The sequence below is a fragment of the Heliomicrobium gestii genome (assembly GCF_009877435.1).
GTDB lineage: Bacteria > Bacillota > Desulfitobacteriia > Heliobacteriales > Heliobacteriaceae > Heliomicrobium > Heliomicrobium gestii.
Window position 1 is genome coordinate 1 of the sequence record NZ_WXEX01000003.1, and the last position, 17,771, is coordinate 17,771.

The window sequence follows — 17,771 nt, forward strand, 5'->3', positions numbered from 1 at the left end:
ATCTTGCAGCTTTACGTTATACACACTCTGTGTAGTTTTGAGGGAGACGCCCACTGCTTTTTTATTAAGGCAGTGGGCTTTTTGCTTTCCTCTTTTGTTCAATGTTAATCAGCATTAATCTGTGAATGAACGATGGGTGACGAGCTCGGATAATTTGAAAAATCTAACCGTGACACGGTCGTTGTGTAGAAGTTTGTGAATCGTGGTAAACTTGATATAGCCTAGATCGAATTGTATGGTTATCCATTGGTAGGAAATCTAAACAAACGGGGACACTTCAGCGAGACAACGCGAACTCAGCGAATCGTATCCCAAAGCATTGTAAATAAAGAGATAAGGGAGATGTAACGGTCATGAAAGCATATCAGATTAAAATCGAATTGAAAGATTCCAGTCCTTCAATCTGGAGAAGGGTGATCATCCCAGCTGATGTTACATTCAAACGCCTGCACGATACGATTCAATTTGCGATGGATTGGCAAGATTATCATCTCTATGAGTTTGATATTCCGCAAGAACAGTTACGGATTACGAATGACGAAGAAGCCTATGAGCAATTTAAATACTATTCGACAAAATTCAAGTCAAAAGAATTGCCGAAAGCTAAAGATAAAAGAGAGTTTATCTCCAGGGTGTTAGAAAGGACGATCAGAAAACCCCAGTCGGTAAAAATCGATAAGTACTTAGAAACATACAAAGAACTTGAATACGTGTACGATTTTGGGGATTATTGGCGACATAGAGTGACCTTTGAGAATGTCCTGGAGGATTATCCCTATGGCTACCCTCAGATTATTGATGGTGAAGGAGCCTGTCCTCCGGAAGATGTGGGAGGCATAGGCGGCTATGCAAATTTTTTGGAAGCCTGGAGTGATGCTCAGCATCCCGATCATGAAGCGATGAGAAGCTGGGGAGAAGTGCAGCGGTACAGAGAATTTAATATCCATGAGAAAAACGATCTATTTAAGTGTTGTTTAAAACTAAAGAAAACAACGCGAGGTCAGTGATTTGGCAAAACGGTTTTGATGTTACAGCGGCAGAAAATTGCAAAAGTGTGATAGCGATGAGTGCGGACCAACGATAATCGTAGTCGTAGTGGTCGAAGGAAATATTGCCCGAGTCTATGGAGGATTCGTAGGGCATAAAGCGCGTTGCCTGATTAGGATACATAAATGGCTGTAAATGCCTGAATAGGACATCACGTTTCGTGATGTTTTTAACAAATGAGGAAGGATTCTTTCAAAAAGTGTGGAATAATAAAGGTAAAGGCAGGAAAAAGCGGTGAAAAGAGGGGGAGGGGTTTCTGTATGTTTAAGAAGATACTCTTGGCTACGGACGGTTCTGAACATGCCCTGAAAGCGGCCCGCTATGCCTGTCACCTGATGAAGCTTGACCCGCAGATTGAAACGACGATCCTTTATGTCTTTGATCTTTCCCACCAGTTCTTCCTTGGATCCGATGGCGCTGTTTTCTTCGATCCTGACATCCTGAAAGACAAAATGAGTGAGTTGGCCGGTCAGATCTTGGCCACCACGAAGGCTCTCTTCGAAGCCGAGGGGCTGACCTGTCAGACTGAAGCCACCATGGGACACCCTGCCTTCGTTATTGTCGACACTGCCGAACACAACGGCGCAGACCTGATCATCATGGGTTCTCGCGGCATGGGCGAGTTCCGCAGCTTCCTGTCAGGCAGCGTCAGTGACCGCGTATTTCATTTGGCCAAGTGCCCGGTGATGGTCATCAAAGAACACAAAAGCTGACCGGATAGACGCAATCATACATCAGCGTATATCGAATGGAGAAAATAAAAAGAGACCGAAGAAAAGCAGCTATACCTCCAGGTTAAAACGGAGGTTGCGGGCAAGGCGGGCGATTTCACGTCCGCCTTCTCCTTTTCCATGACAACTGTCTTCCAGGCGGCGTAGAAAGTGCTGCAACGGCGCAGTCTGCAAGCCGCTGCGGGCGGCTTGGCGTCCCATGGCAGCCGTCTCCTCGATGACCACGCTCAATGCCCGCCAGAGTTGTTGTTCCGCCAAGACCAGGCCCACCGATTCGAGGCAGGCGCTCAGGTAGGTCCAGAGGCTTTCTGAAAAGGGAAAGGCGGGTGAGTGGCCGTACTCGAAGATGAGACTGGTCAATTCCATATATCGTCGGGTCTGTTCCTCCGTGTCAAAGGTGGTGTTTGGTTCGACCAAGTCGCGCAGGTATTTTTTGAACAGTTCGTTGATCCCGTAGCGGACCCGAAACCAGCGATGGCCGGCCATGGCGTCGAGAAGGCACTCCAATGCCGGTTCCAGGCAGCCAGAGCCAGGCGGATGACATTCTGACGATAGAAGGCTTGCAAGGTTGACTGGGCCACAAGACAGATCGACGTAACTTCTCGCCGTCTCTTTCCGCACGACTGGCTGCGTGTTTTGGGGCGCCCTTTGGCTATTCCCTTGTAGCGCATCTTGGCTCGCCGGGGAGACTTGTTCATGATCCTGGCGGCGCAGCAACTGACAAAAGTCATAAACCCAACGATCCAGATCTCCTGCTTGCGATGGAGTCGATTGTTCTCTCATAGCCTGTAGTATTTGCGTCGCTGTTCAGGATCATCGATACTCCTGTGACAAAAGCTTCATTGGTTTTAGCCTTTCTAACGACGTTGTATCATTTCGCCGGAAACCGGGATCAGCCGGCGCAGTGGAGATGAGTCAATCACCTCCAACAGCCCAGCCAGGGTTGCCCTGTGACAGGATTGCCTGGCTCAAATGATGTCTCTGTCACCGCTTCAGTCACCCCTTCGCCCCGTCACTGGTTGGCTCCCGGATAATAGCGAGACAGTTGGTGTTCCGCCGTGAAGAAGGGCCGGTAGCAGGAGAGGCCCACCGCCATGCTGGCCACCGCCGTAGCGCCTGTCAGGACGAGGTGGATCAAGATCTGGTATTTGACCGCCTCAACGGGGCTCGCCCCGGCGATGATCTGGCCGGTCATCATCCCCGGCAACTGGACGAGGCCCACCGTCTTCATGCTGTCAATGGTGGGGCTCATCCCGGCCTTCACGGCGGCCTTGATCGCTCGTCCCGCCGCCTGCCGGGAGGTGGCCCCCAGAGAAAGAGCGGCCAGAACCTGCGCCTTCTGGCTGGACAGTTCCGCCTGCAATCGGTTGATCGTCAGCCCAGAAGCGACCATGGCGTTGCCAACGATCATCCCGCTCAAGGGGATGATGAACTGCGGTTCCAACGGCACGATGCCCAGGCTGAGCAGCAGGCCCAAGGTGATCGCTTCCGCCAGGGCGAGAGCGCCCAGAAGGTAGAGCCGCGCCGTCGGGCGGGGCAGAGCCGATGCGCGTTTCGAGGCGTTTTGGACAGCCACGGCGATCATCACAGCCAGGATCGAGAGGATGCCCGGCAGGGAGCGCAGGTCAAAGATGAACTGGAGCACATAGCCGATGGCGAAGAGTTGAATGAAGGCGCGGATCGTACCGACAAGCATGTCCTTCTCCAGACCTAATTGTTCCCGGTAGGAGACGACGAGGGCGATGGCGACAAAACTCAAGCTGAGCATCAACGCAAGAGCGCTCATGGTTTTCCCCCTTGTCTGTCTGCGATTGCCAGAAAGTCGCGTACTGCTGTGTTGGCCTTCTCTGAGAAGAAATCGCCTTTTGGCAAGTCGGCGACGACACGTCCCGCAACGAGCAGGAGGATACGATGGCTCACTCGGCGGGCTTGTTCCGGGTCGTGGGTGACCCAGATCACACCTTTTTTACCACGGGCGGCTAAGTTGGTCACCATCTCCTCAATTTCCCGGGTGGTATGGATGTCCAGCGCTGATGTGGGTTCGTCCAAGAGCAGCGCATCGGGGTCAAGGGCGAGGGAACGGGCCAGGGCCAGGCGCTGCTGCTGGCCGCCTGAGAGGGTGTCGACGGGTTGGCGCAAGAGGTTCGCTTCGAGGCGAACATCCGCCATCAGGGAAGCCGGTTCGCAGGGGAGGTTCCAAAGGCGCGCGCCGTAGGTCAAATTTTCCTCGGCCGTTCCGGGAAAGAAAGCGGGTTGCTGGGCGATAAAGGCGACGCGACGCCGCAGTTCCGTGACAGGCCAGCTTTGCAGCGGCCGTCCCCGAAAGCGGATTTGACCGCCGTCAAAGGGGAACAGCCGGTTCAGGACGCGCAGGAGCGTGCTTTTCCCAGAACCGGAGGGTCCGAGCAGCGCCACAATCTCCCCGGCTTGTACTGCGCCGCTGACGCCGTCCAGAAGCCGGCGATCCCCTTGGCCCTCATCGCCGGCTGCCGCGGTGATGGAGGAAATGTGTAATGAAATGTCCGACCAGGACAAAAGCGGACCGGATTGTGTTGGATCGGCGATGGCAACCGCCTCCCGTCTCAGTGATGATCAAAGCAATAACGAAGGCGCCGGGAACACCGGCGCCTGAAAAAGTCTCATCATTCAGTTATGGATTAATAAGAGCGGCGTTGATTTTGGAAGCATTCGCGGCAGTAGACGGGGCGGGAACCGGAGGGACGGAAGGGAACGGTGGTGGTCACACCGCAGGAGGAACAGACAACCTCATGCATTTCCCGCTGTTGTTGCATCGGCGCTTGACCGGACTCGGCCAGACGGCGCTTGCGGGCAGCGCGGCAGTCAGGACAACGGCTGGGATCATTTTGGAAGCCCTTTTCCGCGTAAAACTCTTGTTCCCGCGCGGAGAACAGGAATTCCACGCCACATTCCTTGCAAGTCAGCGTACGATCTTCAAACACAAGAAATCCCGTCCTTTCTTCGGACAAATGATATTCCCTGGTCCGGGTCTTGGCCTAGATCCCCAAAAATCGATACAACCGTTCCCCGGACAGCGCCGAAACAAGGACGGGTTGATGTTTTGCGGCAGGCGGACACGACGAACCGATGGTTGGTTATATTATACGCAAGCCAGAAATAAAAGGCAATTTTTTTGTTTGGATTTCCAATCCTTTGGACATAGACGCCAAATGGCCCTATAATCGAAGTGGATGGCCTTCAATAAGGATGCTTGACATGGGAGCGGCAGAAGTCTGCGGCACTGGTTTTTCGCTATACGAATACATGATTTTCTACGATTACATTACAGTAAAAAGAGGGTTTATGACACAGATGAACTGGGCGCAAGAACTGCTGCAATGGTATGACCGGAACAAGCGCGATCTTCCCTGGCGGCGTACAAAGGACCCCTACGCGATCTGGGTTTCCGAGGTGATGCTGCAACAGACGCGGGTGGAGACGGCGATTCCATACTACCACGCTTTTTTGAAGCGCTTTCCCGATCCGGCGGCGTTGGCAACGGCGCCGGAAGAGGTGGTGCTGAAAGCCTGGGAAGGGCTTGGCTATTATTCGCGGGCGCGCCACCTGCAATTGGCCGTTCGCCTGTTGCTGGAACGTTTTGATGGACGTGTTCCAGCTGATCGGGAGCAGTTTCGTTCTCTTCCCGGCGTGGGACCTTATATCGGCGGCGCTGTCTTGTCCATCGCCTTTGCCCTCCCCATACCGGCGGTCGATGGAAACGTCTGCCGCGTTTTTGCTCGTTTTTTCGGCTGGAGTGATCCGGTGGGCAGCCCAGCCCTGCTCCGGCAGGCGCAACAGGCCTCTCAGGCGCAGTTGGACCGCTTGTCCCGTGAGCGGGTGGCCGACTGGACCCAGGCGCTGATGGAATTGGGCGCTCTCGTCTGCCTGCCCCGCTCGGCCCGCTGCGCCGGCTGTCCCCTGGCGGACTGCTGTGTCGCCTGGCAGGATGGAACCGTCGAGGCGCTGCCGGTGCGCAAAGGGCGCAAGGAAAACCCTGTGATCCGGTGGAAGGCGCTGTTGCTCACCGATGATCAGGGAAGACTGTTCTTGAACCAGCGCCCTCAGGAAGGGCTCCTGGCCGGGATGTGGGAGCTGCCGTCTCTGGAAGGAATGCAAACGTGGGAGGCAGGGTCGATCGAGATCGCTCACGGCGAACCGCGCCAGTTTCGCCATGTCTTCTCTCACCTGACGTGGGTGGTCGATGTGTACCCTGCCCGGTGGAGTGGCGTCGAAGGCTGGATGACGGCTGAAGTTGTGGCGGAACCTGTGATATCGCGAGAGGCCCTAGGTCCGCAGGAACCGGCCGAACATGGGGGAGGGCGTCCATGGATTTGGAGCACCGCTGAGGACCGATCCCGGTTGCCCATGAACAAGTTGACCCTCAAGATCCTGAAACACTATGGGATGATATGAACGGGTGATAACCTCTATTGGGGCTTGCCATCTCTCGGGGTTGCCATAAGCACTTGCAGCGCAATCACTTTCCCGTCCTATTGCGGTCCAAAAGGGAGGAAGACATGCCCAAACGGATGAAGCTGATCTATAACCCGGAAGCCGGCGTGGGTGCTTTCCGGCGGCACCTCGACCGGGCTATCGCTATTTTCCAGCAAGGCGGATGGCAGGTGCTGGCCCACCGGACGCGGGAGGCGCCCGGTGATACGGCTGACGCAGCCGAGGCGGCTCTGGCTGAGGGTTGCTCGGCCGTTGTAGCGGTTGGCGGCGATGGAACCCTTCACCAGGTGATCAACGGCTTGATGCGCCTCTCTGCTCAGGCTGTGACGCCGCCAAACCTCGGCATCATCCCAGCCGGCACGGCGAACGATCTGGCTTCTTTTTTGCGACTCCCTCGCGACGTGGAAGCCTGCTGCCGGATCATTGTCGAGGGCAAGACCCGTCCGATCGATGTGGGCCAGTTGGGGCCGCGCTTTTTCCTCAACGTCGCCAGCGGCGGGTTGATGACCGATGTCTCCCATAAAGTAGCCCAGCCGCTCAAGCACAACATCGGCAAGGTGGCTTATTATCTCAAGGCCTTGGAAAAACTGCCCGAGTTTCGTCCTTTCGCCTTGACCGTCGAGACGCCAGAGGGGGCTCTCGCCTATTCCGGTGAGACGCTGCTCTTTCTGATCATGAACGGCGCTGGCGCCGGCAGTTTTACCACCTTGGCCCCATCGGCGAAGCTCGACGACGGCCTTCTCGACCTGCTCGCCTTTCGCGCCTGTAGCATCAGCGAGTTTGTCGGGCTCTTCGTCCGGGTGCTTCAGGGTGAACACATCCGCTCTCCACTGGTGACCTATCATCAGGCGCCCGCCTTTCGCATCAGCGGTTCGCCCGATCTGGAAACAGACCTGGATGGGGAAGTGGGCCCGTCGCTGCCGTGGGAAATCGGTGTCTGTCACCGAGGCCTAACCGTTTTCTCTCCAAATCTCTAGCCGCAACCCCGTAAGCCTGATGCCGTAAGGAACAGGCTTTTTGTTTGCCCGTTCTCGTTCGGCCTTATTCTCTCAATTATTCTTCCACTTGATAACAAGCCCGCAACCCCAGGAAGAAAAAGGCCAGTCCGTAGACGGTGAGGGAGGCTAAGCTCTCCCAGGGCAGTTGGCCGGTCAATGTGAGAGACCGCAGCCCTTGGGTGGTGTGGGTGAGGGGCAGCAGGTGCAAGAAGGCCGACAGGAGCGGCGGGATGTTCTGCAGCGAGAAAAAGGTCCCGCAAAGGAAGGACATGGGGCTGATCACGAAGGCGTTGAACTTGTTGATGTCCGAGTGGGACTGGATCGTCAAGGCTGCCCAGAAGCCGAAGCCAGCGAAGACAAAACAGTTGAGAAAGAGCAGAAGCAGGAAGCGGCCGTCCAGATGTAGGCCGACGCCGAAGATGAGGGAGAGGGTCAACATGACCATCCCCGAGAAGAGCCCCCGGCATGCCCCTGCCAGGATGCGGCCGATGGCGATGGCTGCCATCGGGATCGGGGCGGTCAGGTATTCTTCGAAGGTTTTGTCATAGAGGCGGGAGATGTTGAGCGGCGTGGCGACGGCGTTGAAGGAGGAGGTCATCGTCGTCAAGGCCACGATGCCTGGGATGACGAACTCCAGATAAGAAGCGCCTTCAAAGCGAAGCCCCCGGCCCAAGCCGAAGCCGAAGGCAAAAAGGTAGAGCAGCGGCGTCACCATCGTCGAGGCTGTGTTGCGCCAGAAGCGCCGGGTGAAGACGCGGTACTCCTGCCAGAGGATGGTGCCGATGCCTGCCAGCAGGGGCGAGTGCTGCGAAAGCGCCTCTTTCGGCGGTGATTGCCTATGTAATTCCATGGGTGTCACCTTTCCTATTTACAGCATTCGAGATCTACGTCATTCGAGTAAGCCATTTTATGAAGTCGCTTTTTGTCGATTCCCATGAGTCGGGTTTTAAGTAAATCACTCAATCCTGAATCAACCGGTCCCCTGCTGTCAACTGGATAAAAACATCCTCCAGATTTGTCTGGCGCAGCGATACCGAATCAACCTTGTCTTGAACCTCACCGGTAAAGGCGGCAGCAGCCTCTCGGGTCGGAAAAAAGCGGCTCTGTCGTTTGCCGTTATCATCGACTTCGACGACAAAGGCGCCGATGCGGGCCTTCAGTTCTGCCGGCGTGCCCAGTTCGACCAGGTTGCCTTGATGCAAGAGCCCCACGCGGTTGCAGAGGGCATCGGCTTCTTCCAGGTAGTGGGTGGTCAGGACGATCGTCTGGCCGCCTGTGTTTAGTTTTCGCACCAAATCCCACATGCGGCGGCGACTGATCGGATCAAGGCCGATGGTCGGTTCGTCGAGCAGCAGGATAGAAGGGCGGTGCATCAGAGCGCGGGCGATGAGGATGCGCCGCTTCATGCCGCCCGAGAGCCGTCGCACCGGCTCGTCGGCTCGGTCGGCCATCTCGACGAAAGCGAGCAGTTCGTCCATGCGCGCCTGGCGTTCGTTGGCCCTCAATCCGAAAAGACGGCCATGCATCTCCAGGTTCTCCCTCGCCGTCAATTCACCATCCAGGTTCATGTGCTGGGGGACCAGGCCGATCATGGACTTCATCGCCATGGAGTCACGGGTCATGTCGCGGCCATCGATGATGATCCGGCCTGACGTCGGCTTTGCCAGCGTCATCAGCATGCGGATCGTAGTCGTTTTTCCGGCGCCGTTCGGTCCCAGGAGGCCGAAAAATTCGCCGCCTTCGATGGTGAGGGATAGGTTGTCCACGACAGCCCGGTTTTCAAAGGTTTTGGTCAGTGATTCGAGAACAATCATCGTGAAACTCCCTTAATCGAATATTTCGCCAGTAAGATTGCAGGGCAAGCTTATTCATAATAATTATCCATATCATTAAAAACTCCTGCGTTTCAGCGGTTCTGTTGCCACTCTTTTTCAGTGGGGATTTTTTTGGTCGCAGTGGACAAATAGGGTATTGCAATGAGAATGAAATTCACTTAGAATAAATTCGCAGATAAAAAAGAGATTCATTCTCATTTGAAACTTGTGGGGATTTTCCCTTTTCGATGAGACATAAAGGAGTGAGACACCATGGCGACCTGCCACGGCGCACCGATCAAACTGGATATCGGCAAAGGGGAAAAGAAGCTGGTGTTGGCCGGCAACCCCAATGTAGGCAAGTCAGTCTTTTTCAATCACCTGACCGGGATGTATGTCGATGTATCCAACTACCCCGGCACCACCCTCGACATCTCTCACGGCCGGTACAAAGACTGGGTGGTCATGGACACCCCGGGCATTTATGGGCTCTCTTCCTTTAACGATGAGGAGCGCATCGCTCGCGATGTGATCCTGCAGGCTGACATGGTCCTGAACATCGTCAACGCCCTGCACCTGGAGCGGGATCTGTTTCTCTCTTTGCAGATCATCGACACTGGCGTGCCGGTCGTCATAGCCGTCAACATGGTCGACGAGGCGAAGCGGCGGGGGATTCACATCGATTTTGACGGCCTTTCCCGTGAGTTGGGCGTGCCTGTTGTGCCCTCTGTCGCTGTGAAAGGCCAAGGGCTCAAGGAAGTGGAGGCGACCCTTGCTAAGGCTCGGCCGGGCCGCGCCGGCGTATCACTGGCGCAGGATATGGACATAGTGGCCGCTGTGACCGCCAACCGTGGCGAGGCGTTGCTGGCTCTGGAAGGTGACGAGGGCATCCGGCAAACCTACCGGATCACGGCACCCTCTCGCCGGGAAGAGATCTACCTGGAGCGGCGCCGGCGCGTCAATGAGATTTGCCAGGCCGTCGTCACTGAGACGACCCAGGGGGCGAACTTCTCCGTCAAACTGGGTTATTGGATGGTTCGCCCGATCACGGGGATTCCCATCCTTGCGGTGGTTCTCTACTTTATGTATCAGCTGATCGGCGTCTGGGTCGCCGGCGATGTGGTCGGGCTGACCGAGGAAGGCATCTTCCAGGCCTACTATGAGCCTTTTGTGCGTGATCTGCTCTCGCCGTTGATCGCTTCCGAATCGCCGATCGGAATGATCCTCTTTGGCGAGTTCGGTCTCCTGACGATGACGGTCACCTATGTCTTCGGGCTGCTGCTGCCGCTGGTCATTGCCTTTTATCTCTCCTTGTCGACCCTGGAAGATTCGGGGTATCTGCCCCGGGTGGCCGCCCTCTCTGACCGTGTGCTCAATTACCTGGGATTGAACGGACGAGCCATCATCCCGCTGATCCTCGGTTTCGGTTGTGTCACCCTCGCCACCATCACGACCCGGTTGCTCGCCTCGGAGCGGGAAAAACGCATCGCCATCTTCCTGCTCGGACTGGCCATTCCCTGTTCGGCCCAGTTGGGCGTCATCACCGGCATCCTGGCCGCTATTGACCCGGCCTTCGTCTTCATGTACGTGTTGATCATCCTTTCCATTCTCATTGGCGTGGGGATGATCATGGACCGGGTGATCCCCGGTCGCTCCTCTGACCTGTTGATTGAACTGCCGCCCATCCGACTGCCCCGTATGATCAATGTGTTGAAAAAGACGGGCATCAAATCCTATGCCTTCGTCAAAGAGGCCTTCCCGCTCTTTGCCCTGGGCTCGCTGATCATCAGCGTTCTGCAGGTGACTGGCGCGCTGGTAGTGCTCCAAGACGCGCTGGCGCCGCTCACCGTCGGCTGGCTGGGCCTGCCGAAAGAGACGGCTAACGTCTTCATCATGGGCCTTGTTCGCCGCGACTTTGGCGCCGCCGGCTTGGCTGACATGGTCCTTGAGCCCCATCAGTCCGTGGTGGCCCTCGTTGTGATCACACTCTTCGTCCCCTGCATCGCCACAGTGCTGATCCTTTTCAAAGAGCGTTCCAAGAAAGAAGCCCTGGTCATGTGGCTCTCCACCTGGGTCATCGCCTTTTTGGTCGGCGGGATTGTGGCCCAACTTTACGCTCAACTGGAGCAGGTGTATATGACGGTTGCCGCTTTCGCCGGAATTATGGCGTTATTGGTGGGAGGAGTCCTCTTGTTTGCGCCAAAAAAGCAGTCCGTTGATCCCGAAGGGAACGCCTGCTGCCAGGCGGAGTAACCCAGGGATCCTGGAGGTCAATCGGATTCTTGGTGGACGCGCATACCGATTTGCCGATTGGCGAGTCACAAAGGGAGGTCGCTTGCTGTGGGATGGTTTTCCTCGAAAAAAAAGACGGACAGCGCTTGCGCCGCCGGACCTTACATCTCTGCCTGCCCTGGCTGCGGCCTTGATGTGCGGGTCTGGCAACAAGGACAGGGAGAGGGGAAGGAACCGCGAGAGCGTTGTCCCCGTTGCAATACCTTGCTGCGGCCGGCCATGGGTTGTGGCGGCTGCGGCGGTTGTGGAAGCTGTTCGAAATAAGGGAGGAGGTATTGCCATGACCCTTGATTGCGGTTTGAAAGGGCAGACGGTCTGCATCACCGGTATCCGCCACCCGCTCGTACGGGCCCAGGCGATCCGCTTCGGCATCTCAGAAGGCGAGACAGTGACGGTGCAGGAGGTCATCCCCTCCGGTCCGGTGATCGTTCGCAAACGCCACCAGGAATTGGCCATTGGCCGCCGGATGGCGGAGGATATCGATATCAGCGTCGTAACTTGATGATCTGTTAGACATGATATAGCGGAATAGCTCAAAGGGCCGTATCCAGCCCAAGGAAGAAGCCTCCCGAGAACAGAACTCGGGAGGCTTTTCCTCCTTTACGGCCCTTTGACACACTTGTTGATCATCGGGCGAATTTTTTGTCTCAGCGCAATAGGACTGCTATAATTCAAAGGGAAACAATCTACATAGGCCTCTCAAGGAGGAGTTGTCGATGGATCGAAGCCCTATGCTCGCCCGTTGTGTCGAACGGTTGCGCGCTGCCCGGAAGATCGCTGTTTTGACTGGCGCTGGCATCTCCACCGAATCGGGGATCCCCGACTTTCGCAGTCCCAACGGACTTTGGCAGAGACGGGAAGTGCGCGAGTCGATCACACGGTCTTGCTTTTTTCATCAGCCGGAACGGTTTTACCGTTATTTTCAGGAACTCTTTTTGCCCTGGACCGATATTGAACCCAACGGGGCTCACCGGGCTTTGGCCCAGTTGGAACAAAAATACGGCAAGTGGGTGGCCGTCGCCACCCAGAACATCGACGGGTTGCACCAGGCGGCCGGTTCCAGCCAGGTGGCCGAACTGCATGGTCATCTTCGCACAGCCGCCTGTCCCGACTGTGGCGCTGTCTATGATATGGCGGAAGTCCGGCAAGCGTTGGACCAAAAAAGAACCCCCGCCTGCGAATGCGGCGGGGTGATCAAACCGGATGTAGTGCTTTTTGGCGACAGCCTCGATCCGGATACATGGGTGAAGGCCCAGGTATGGATGCAGCAGGCCGATCTCATCTTTTGTATCGGAACCTCCTTGACGGTGACGCCGGCGAATACGCTCATCGACCGTCGCCGCCGCGACAGCGCGCTGATCATCATCAATCTAGAACCGACCGCCTGGGATGACGACGCGGACTTCGTCTTTCACGAGAAAGCCGGAGAGTTACTGCCCCGGCTTGTCGGACAATTGGACGGCCAGTTTTTTTAAGCGCCAGAGGGTGTCAAGGGTGATGCGAAAGGCGCCGCTGGCTCCCGACAGGGCTTTCGAAAGGTAGATGGCAATGTCCTCGATGTCGAAGCGAAGGTATTTCGTCCCGGCGCCACGCGGAACACCGATATCGATCAGGGGCAGCGGCCCCTGGCAGGGGTTGATGTTGGCGCTTGCCATCGTGATGTGGATGACGCCGCCGCGTTCAAGGATAAACTGTCGCGCTGCTGGCTCGATGCGAAAACGTTCGCTGGATTCTTCCTCGGTGCGCATCGTTAAAGACCTCCTGGCAATAGGAGTAAGTATATAAAGATTGTACCAGGGTGAGAAAATGTCTTCAAGCATAAAAACATCAATCCGGGTATATTGTATATATTTATGGAAGATTGGTATGGCAGATTGACGCCTCCGTCGTTGAAGGAGGAAGCGGTGCCCCAGTAATTGCCTCGATTTGCATCGACAAGCGCCATCCCGGTTTGTATAATAGGATTACTAATGAAAAGGGCGAAGCTTTTTACAGACTTCGAGAAAGGACGGTACAAAGGATGGAATCGGTCTGGTTGATTCTTCTGGTCATCAGCGCAATTGTTGGTTATTATATTTACAGAGCGAGACTCTCAGAACGGTTGCTTGACTCTCCCGGGCCGGGAGGAAGCTATACGCCCCCCTCTGTTCCCCCGGGACATATCCACGCGGGGCCGCAGGGGCTTGTTTCCGGACCTGGCGCTATGGCCATTCCGGTCGCCGCGAGCGCCCAGGGAGGCGATGCCCTGGCTGGCGTCATGTTGAACAATCTGTTGCACAACGGGTTGATCAATCAATCCCAGTTTGATCAGTGGCGAGAATTGCCTGTCGACGAGCTGAAGGATCAACTGGTTGGCAGCAATATTATGAATCCCGAACAGGTGTCCCAGTTCACCAACCGGCAGCAGGAGATCCTGCGCAACAACACATTCCCCGGTGGTGGACAGGCGTAAGAGATACAGAAAGGTCCGTTTCTTTGATGATCGCTGGTCGGCGGTGACGCCGGAGGCGCCAAAACCGGGGAGACCCGGTTTTTTTTATTCAGCCATGATGGGGGCCCGTGAAGACGATGTTGGCGGAAAGCAAAAAAGTGTACCTCAAATTGATGATTTCCACCGGACGTTTTGGGGCGGCAGCCAAAGCCTTCGCTCCCGATGAGGGGCCTGAGGAGGGCAAACTCGCCCTGGCCCTGGCCATCGTCAACGGCGATTATGTCGCCTTTTATGAGGCGGCCGATCTGTGGGATGGGGCTTTCGGTCTGACATCGGGCGAAGGTCGTGAACAGAAGGGACGTGCGGGACAGCAGGGAAGCCGATCGCCCCAAAACCGCCGAGGAGTGCAGGAAGCAGGACGGGAAAACGCGAACGACGGCGGAGCGGCTATCCCTGTTGATGAAACATGGCTGCTCCTGCGTTGTCACGGCGAGTTGGGTTACCGGGGATTGCATCCGCGCTCTCTGCCCATCTTTTTGACTGCCGCCCGCCAGATCCCCGAGAATCCATTCGCCCTCTGGGCGGCTGCTGTGGGGTGCGCCGATCGCAACCAGGCTGATGCGGAAGCTGTCGCTTTCTATGAAAGAGCTCTGACCGTCTCCGGTGAGACGCTCGCCCAGTATGATCCTGTCACCCTCTTGAGCGGCAATCCCCTCTTTACCGTTTATCCCCGTTTGGTGGCGGAACTGCGCCGGGTGTTGGGGCCCGCCCTGTGGGAGGCCGGGCGCTTTCCCCCCGAGTGGGAGCTGCAGCGGCTGTGGGAAGACCGGCTGGTGACGGCGCGATTGCGCAAGGACGAACCGGATGAGGGGGATGTGGCCTGGCTGCGGCGCTACCTTCGCTATCGCGGCGATGAAAAGGGCGATCTGAAGGTTCGCATCCAGCGATTTTTGGGCCGTTGGATTTTAGGGATCAAGAGCCCTGACGAGGCGCAACTGGCCCTCTTGGAGGAGGCGGTTCGCTACTTCAGCCTGCGCGAAAAGCTGGAGGCGGAACAACGGCTCGGCCAGATATACCTCGCCTTGGGCCGGTGGGGCAAGGCGGTCTTCTGGCTCCAGCGATCGGCCCTGCGAGACAAAAACGACCTGATCCGTCAGGTCCAGTTGGCGCGCGCCTTAACGGCATGGCAGCATGAACAGCCAACCTCATCGGGATACCGCAAGACGCGCTTGGATGCGAGAAAAGCCTGGCGACGTGTCTTGGAACTGGAACCCATGAACGGTAACGCACTGGTGGCGCTGGGGGAGATGGCCGAGGAGGAAGGCGCTTTTTCGGAAGCGGGGGAGTATTACGCCCGCGCCCTGTCCGTCATCGACCTTGCGGCCGCTAAGCTGGGCGTCTTGCGCTTTCGCGGCGGTCAATGGGGCGAAGCGGAGCGACTGCTGACTCAAGCGGCTTCCCGGATCGTTCCCGACAGCGACGAGAATCGCGCCCATTTGGCGCGCGCGCTCTACTACCTCGGCGAGGTGAGACGGCGCCAGGAAGACCTCTTCCAGGCCGAATCCTACCAGCGACAGGCCTTGACATGGGATCCCCATGCCGGCGAGCACCTGCGCGGCGATTGGGAACGCCTGCTCAAGCTGGGTGAGGGGGGCTTTGCCGAGGTCTGGAAAGTTCGCCACCGGATGACAGGCCAGATGGGCGCGATGAAGATGCTGAAGGCCAACCTGCTGGGCAAGGAGAAGGCCCGCAAGCGCTTCAAAAACGAGGCCATCCTGACAATGAACCTGGGCGGCGTCCATAATGTGATTCAGGGATACCCGGACAGTGTCGACTTCACCCGTTTCAGCTTCGTTGTGGAACTGCTTGACGGTTCCCTGAAAAAACGCATCTACAGCTATGATGAGGACGGCAGAATCGTGGAGCGCCGTCCCCTCTCCGAGACAGAGATGGTTCGCCTGATTGAGGCTGTCGGCGCGGCGCTCATCTACATCCACGATCTCGGCCCTGAATACATTCATCGCGATATCAAACCTGATAATATCCTCATCACCGAGGATTTTGGGAAGATCCGGCTGGCCGATCTGGGCACACTGCGCATCTCCCGGGATTTATATCAGGTCGAGGATGCGTCGCGGGAAACCAAGTCCCCCAAAACGCGATCCGTAAAAAGGGAGCAGGCAAGACCGGACTTTTCCGATAACCTGCCCCGCAATCCTGGTTTTACGCCCATCGAGACCTTGGGAAACCTGGGGACGCCGCCCTATACGGCGCCGGAGGTGATCCGGTGTCAGACCGGTTGGGGCGACGGGGGGCATGATCAACGGGCTGATCTGTTCGCTTTTGGCGCCACCCTCTTTGAGGCCGCTACCGGCTTTCCCCCCTTTACGACCGGCGATGACAGCGAGGAGAACATCCAGGCGCTCATGGACAGGGTGATCACCGCCACCTTTCAGCGTCCGGAGGAACTGGGACTCTCACTGGAAGCGGCAGGCGATCTGTCCCGGTTGCGGGACTTGCACCGGAGCGGGCGAGCCGCCGTTACGCCGCGGGGGTTGAATCCGTTGCTTTCAGAAAAGCTGGAGACGGTTATTTTACGTTGCTTGGAGAAGGACCCCGACCGGAGATATGCGACGATCCGGATCCTATTGGAGGATCTCGGGATTACTGGAGGAGGGACTCCGTTCCATGCCTCATGAATGGCAGGTGACGACGGCCATTGTCATCTTTTTGCTTTCTTATGGCCTGATCATCTCCGAAAAAATCCACCGCATGACCGTAGCCCTGCTCGGCGCTGTTATCATGCTGCTGCTTGGCATCCTTTCTCAGGAAGAGGCTGTGCGATCAATCGATTTCAACACCTTGGGCCTGTTGATCGGCATGATGATCATCGTCGGCATCCTGCGGCGGACAGGGGTCTTCGAGTATTTTGCCGTCAAGGCGGCGAAGGCGGCCAAAGGCAGTCCTGTCGGCATCCTGGTCCTGCTGTCTCTTGTTACAGCCGTAGCCTCCGCCTTCCTGGACAATGTGACGACGGTGTTGTTGATCGTTCCGGTCACCCTGTCGATCACTGACACCCTTGAGGTGGACCCCGTTCCTTTTCTCATCTCCGAGGTTATGGCCGCGAATATCGGCGGGACAGCCACGCTGATCGGCGACCCGCCCAATATCATGATCGGCGGCGCTGTGGGGCTTAGCTTCAATGACTTTGTCGTCAATCTAACGCCCGTGATCATCCCCATTCTGGCGGTCAACCTTTTTCTCATTACGCGGATCTATCGCAGGGAACTGCAGTCAGATGACGCCGGCAAGGCCAGGATCATGGCCCTGGATGAATCGGAGGTGATCAAGGACCGGGCGTTGCTGCGCAAGGCGGCCCTGGTGCTCGGTCTGACGATCCTCGGCTTCATTCTGCACGGATTGCTCAACCTGGAATCGGCCACCATCGCCTTGGCCGGCGCCGCCTTTTTGCTGCTGTTTACCGGGGAAGAACCGGAGGACATCCTTCTGTCTGTCGAGTGGCCCACCCTCTTTTTCTTCATCGGATTGTTCATTATTGTCGGCGCCCTCGAACATGTGGGCGTCATTCGCTGGGTCGCTGAGGCGGGATTGCGGCTGACAGGCGGCGCCGTGGGACCGACGACCCTTTTGATTCTGTGGCTCTCCGCCATTGCCTCTGCCTTTGTCGACAACATTCCCTTTGTGGCCACCATGATCCCCTTGATCAAGGCGATGGGGGAGATGGGCGGCATGGATACGACGCCTCTCTGGTGGAGCCTGGCCCTTGGCGCCTGCTTGGGTGGCAACGGCACCATCATCGGCGCCTCCGCCAACGTCATCGTCGCCGGAATGGCCGAGAAAAACGGGATCGCCATCTCCTTTATCCGCTTTATGAAAGTGGCCTTTCCCCTGATGCTCGTCAGCATTGCCATGTCCCATCTTTATCTGTGGTTGCGCTATCTGACCTAAAAAAGGGGACCCAGGTCCC

18 protein-coding genes are annotated in these 17,771 nt (G+C 56.8%); 11 read left to right on the forward strand and 7 right to left on the reverse strand.

Annotated features, from left to right (window positions below; genetic code table 11):
- The first annotated feature begins 353 nt into the window (after nucleotides 1-353).
- Both GTO89_RS03845 and GTO89_RS03850 read left to right on the forward strand, forming a co-directional pair.
- Complete coding sequence (locus GTO89_RS03845; protein WP_161260760.1) at nucleotides 354-1,007, forward strand: plasmid pRiA4b ORF-3 family protein; 654 nt, start codon at nucleotides 354-356, stop codon at nucleotides 1,005-1,007.
- Between the two features lie 300 nt (nucleotides 1,008-1,307).
- Nucleotides 1,308-1,760 carry a universal stress protein gene (locus GTO89_RS03850; protein ID WP_161260761.1) on the forward strand — a complete coding sequence of 151 codons (453 nt, stop codon included), beginning with the start codon at nucleotides 1,308-1,310 and terminating at the stop codon, nucleotides 1,758-1,760.
- Nucleotides 1,761-1,829: 69 nt separating this feature from the next.
- Here the strand turns inward: GTO89_RS03850 and GTO89_RS03855 are convergent, their stop codons facing one another.
- From GTO89_RS03855 to GTO89_RS03870, 4 genes are all read right to left on the reverse strand, one after another.
- A complete protein-coding gene (locus GTO89_RS03855; protein ID WP_161260762.1) occupies nucleotides 1,830-2,285 on the reverse strand; it encodes a hypothetical protein in 456 nt (151 codons plus the stop codon).
- 505 nt (nucleotides 2,286-2,790) lie between these two features.
- Nucleotides 2,791-3,564 carry an ABC transporter permease gene (locus GTO89_RS03860; RefSeq protein WP_161260763.1) on the reverse strand — a complete coding sequence of 258 codons (774 nt, stop codon included), beginning with the start codon at nucleotides 3,562-3,564 and terminating at the stop codon, nucleotides 2,791-2,793.
- Nucleotides 3,561-4,313 (reverse strand): ABC transporter ATP-binding protein, encoded by a 753-nt coding sequence (locus tag GTO89_RS03865; protein ID WP_161260764.1) that lies wholly within the window; start codon nucleotides 4,311-4,313, stop codon nucleotides 3,561-3,563. Before GTO89_RS03865 ends, GTO89_RS03860 begins: the two co-directional genes overlap by 4 nt.
- A 122-nt stretch (nucleotides 4,314-4,435) precedes the next feature.
- On the reverse strand, nucleotides 4,436-4,738 hold the full coding sequence (locus tag GTO89_RS03870) for a zinc-ribbon domain containing protein (RefSeq protein ID WP_161260765.1): 303 nt from the start codon (nucleotides 4,736-4,738) through the stop codon (nucleotides 4,436-4,438).
- A 370-nt stretch (nucleotides 4,739-5,108) separates the two neighbouring features.
- Between GTO89_RS03870 and mutY the strand changes: the two genes are divergently transcribed.
- The gene (mutY, locus tag GTO89_RS03875) at nucleotides 5,109-6,209 is read left to right on the forward strand and encodes an A/G-specific adenine glycosylase (protein WP_204758206.1); all 1,101 of its coding nucleotides are present in this window, start codon (nucleotides 5,109-5,111) and stop codon (nucleotides 6,207-6,209) included.
- 104 nt (nucleotides 6,210-6,313) lie between these two features.
- The gene (locus tag GTO89_RS03880) at nucleotides 6,314-7,225 is read left to right on the forward strand and encodes a diacylglycerol/lipid kinase family protein (protein ID WP_161260766.1); all 912 of its coding nucleotides are present in this window, start codon (nucleotides 6,314-6,316) and stop codon (nucleotides 7,223-7,225) included.
- Between the two features lie 76 nt (nucleotides 7,226-7,301).
- On the opposite strand, the gene GTO89_RS03885 is transcribed toward GTO89_RS03880, so the two are convergent.
- Nucleotides 7,302-8,096: an ABC transporter permease gene (locus GTO89_RS03885; RefSeq protein ID WP_161260767.1), complete on the reverse strand. Its 795-nt coding sequence runs from the start codon at nucleotides 8,094-8,096 to the stop codon at nucleotides 7,302-7,304.
- Nucleotides 8,097-8,205: 109 nt separating this feature from the next.
- Nucleotides 8,206-9,060 carry an ABC transporter ATP-binding protein gene (locus GTO89_RS03890; RefSeq protein WP_161260768.1) on the reverse strand — a complete coding sequence of 285 codons (855 nt, stop codon included), beginning with the start codon at nucleotides 9,058-9,060 and terminating at the stop codon, nucleotides 8,206-8,208.
- A 273-nt stretch (nucleotides 9,061-9,333) separates the two neighbouring features.
- Between GTO89_RS03890 and feoB the strand changes: the two genes are divergently transcribed.
- The 4 genes from feoB (at nucleotide 9,334) to GTO89_RS03910 (ending at nucleotide 12,827) form a co-directional block, all read left to right on the forward strand.
- Complete coding sequence (gene feoB, locus GTO89_RS03895; protein ID WP_161260769.1) at nucleotides 9,334-11,313, forward strand: ferrous iron transport protein B; 1,980 nt, start codon at nucleotides 9,334-9,336, stop codon at nucleotides 11,311-11,313.
- Between the two features lie 87 nt (nucleotides 11,314-11,400).
- On the forward strand, nucleotides 11,401-11,616 hold the full coding sequence (locus GTO89_RS03900) for a hypothetical protein (RefSeq protein ID WP_161260770.1): 216 nt from the start codon (nucleotides 11,401-11,403) through the stop codon (nucleotides 11,614-11,616).
- Nucleotides 11,617-11,632: 16 nt separating this feature from the next.
- A complete protein-coding gene (locus tag GTO89_RS03905; protein WP_161260771.1) occupies nucleotides 11,633-11,854 on the forward strand; it encodes a FeoA family protein in 222 nt (73 codons plus the stop codon).
- A gap of 214 nt (nucleotides 11,855-12,068) precedes the next feature.
- Nucleotides 12,069-12,827: an SIR2 family NAD-dependent protein deacylase gene (locus GTO89_RS03910; RefSeq protein ID WP_235920225.1), complete on the forward strand. Its 759-nt coding sequence runs from the start codon at nucleotides 12,069-12,071 to the stop codon at nucleotides 12,825-12,827.
- Here the strand turns inward: GTO89_RS03910 and GTO89_RS03915 are convergent.
- On the reverse strand, nucleotides 12,783-13,100 hold the full coding sequence (locus GTO89_RS03915; protein WP_161260772.1) for a CC/Se motif family (seleno)protein: 318 nt from the start codon (nucleotides 13,098-13,100) through the stop codon (nucleotides 12,783-12,785). The genes GTO89_RS03910 and GTO89_RS03915 overlap by 45 nt on opposite strands.
- Nucleotides 13,101-13,555: 455 nt before the next feature.
- Between GTO89_RS03915 and GTO89_RS03920 the strand changes: the two genes are divergently transcribed.
- The 3 genes from GTO89_RS03920 (at nucleotide 13,556) to GTO89_RS03930 (ending at nucleotide 17,752) form a co-directional block, all read left to right on the forward strand.
- On the forward strand, nucleotides 13,556-13,804 hold the full coding sequence (locus tag GTO89_RS03920; RefSeq protein WP_161260773.1) for a hypothetical protein: 249 nt from the start codon (nucleotides 13,556-13,558) through the stop codon (nucleotides 13,802-13,804).
- A gap of 116 nt (nucleotides 13,805-13,920) precedes the next feature.
- Nucleotides 13,921-16,482, forward strand: a complete 2,562-nt coding sequence (locus tag GTO89_RS03925) for a serine/threonine-protein kinase (RefSeq protein WP_235920237.1) — start codon at nucleotides 13,921-13,923, stop codon at nucleotides 16,480-16,482.
- Nucleotides 16,472-17,752 (forward strand): ArsB/NhaD family transporter, encoded by a 1,281-nt coding sequence (locus GTO89_RS03930; protein ID WP_161260775.1) that lies wholly within the window; start codon nucleotides 16,472-16,474, stop codon nucleotides 17,750-17,752. Before GTO89_RS03925 ends, GTO89_RS03930 begins: the two co-directional genes overlap by 11 nt.
- Nucleotides 17,753-17,771 lie beyond the last annotated feature (19 nt).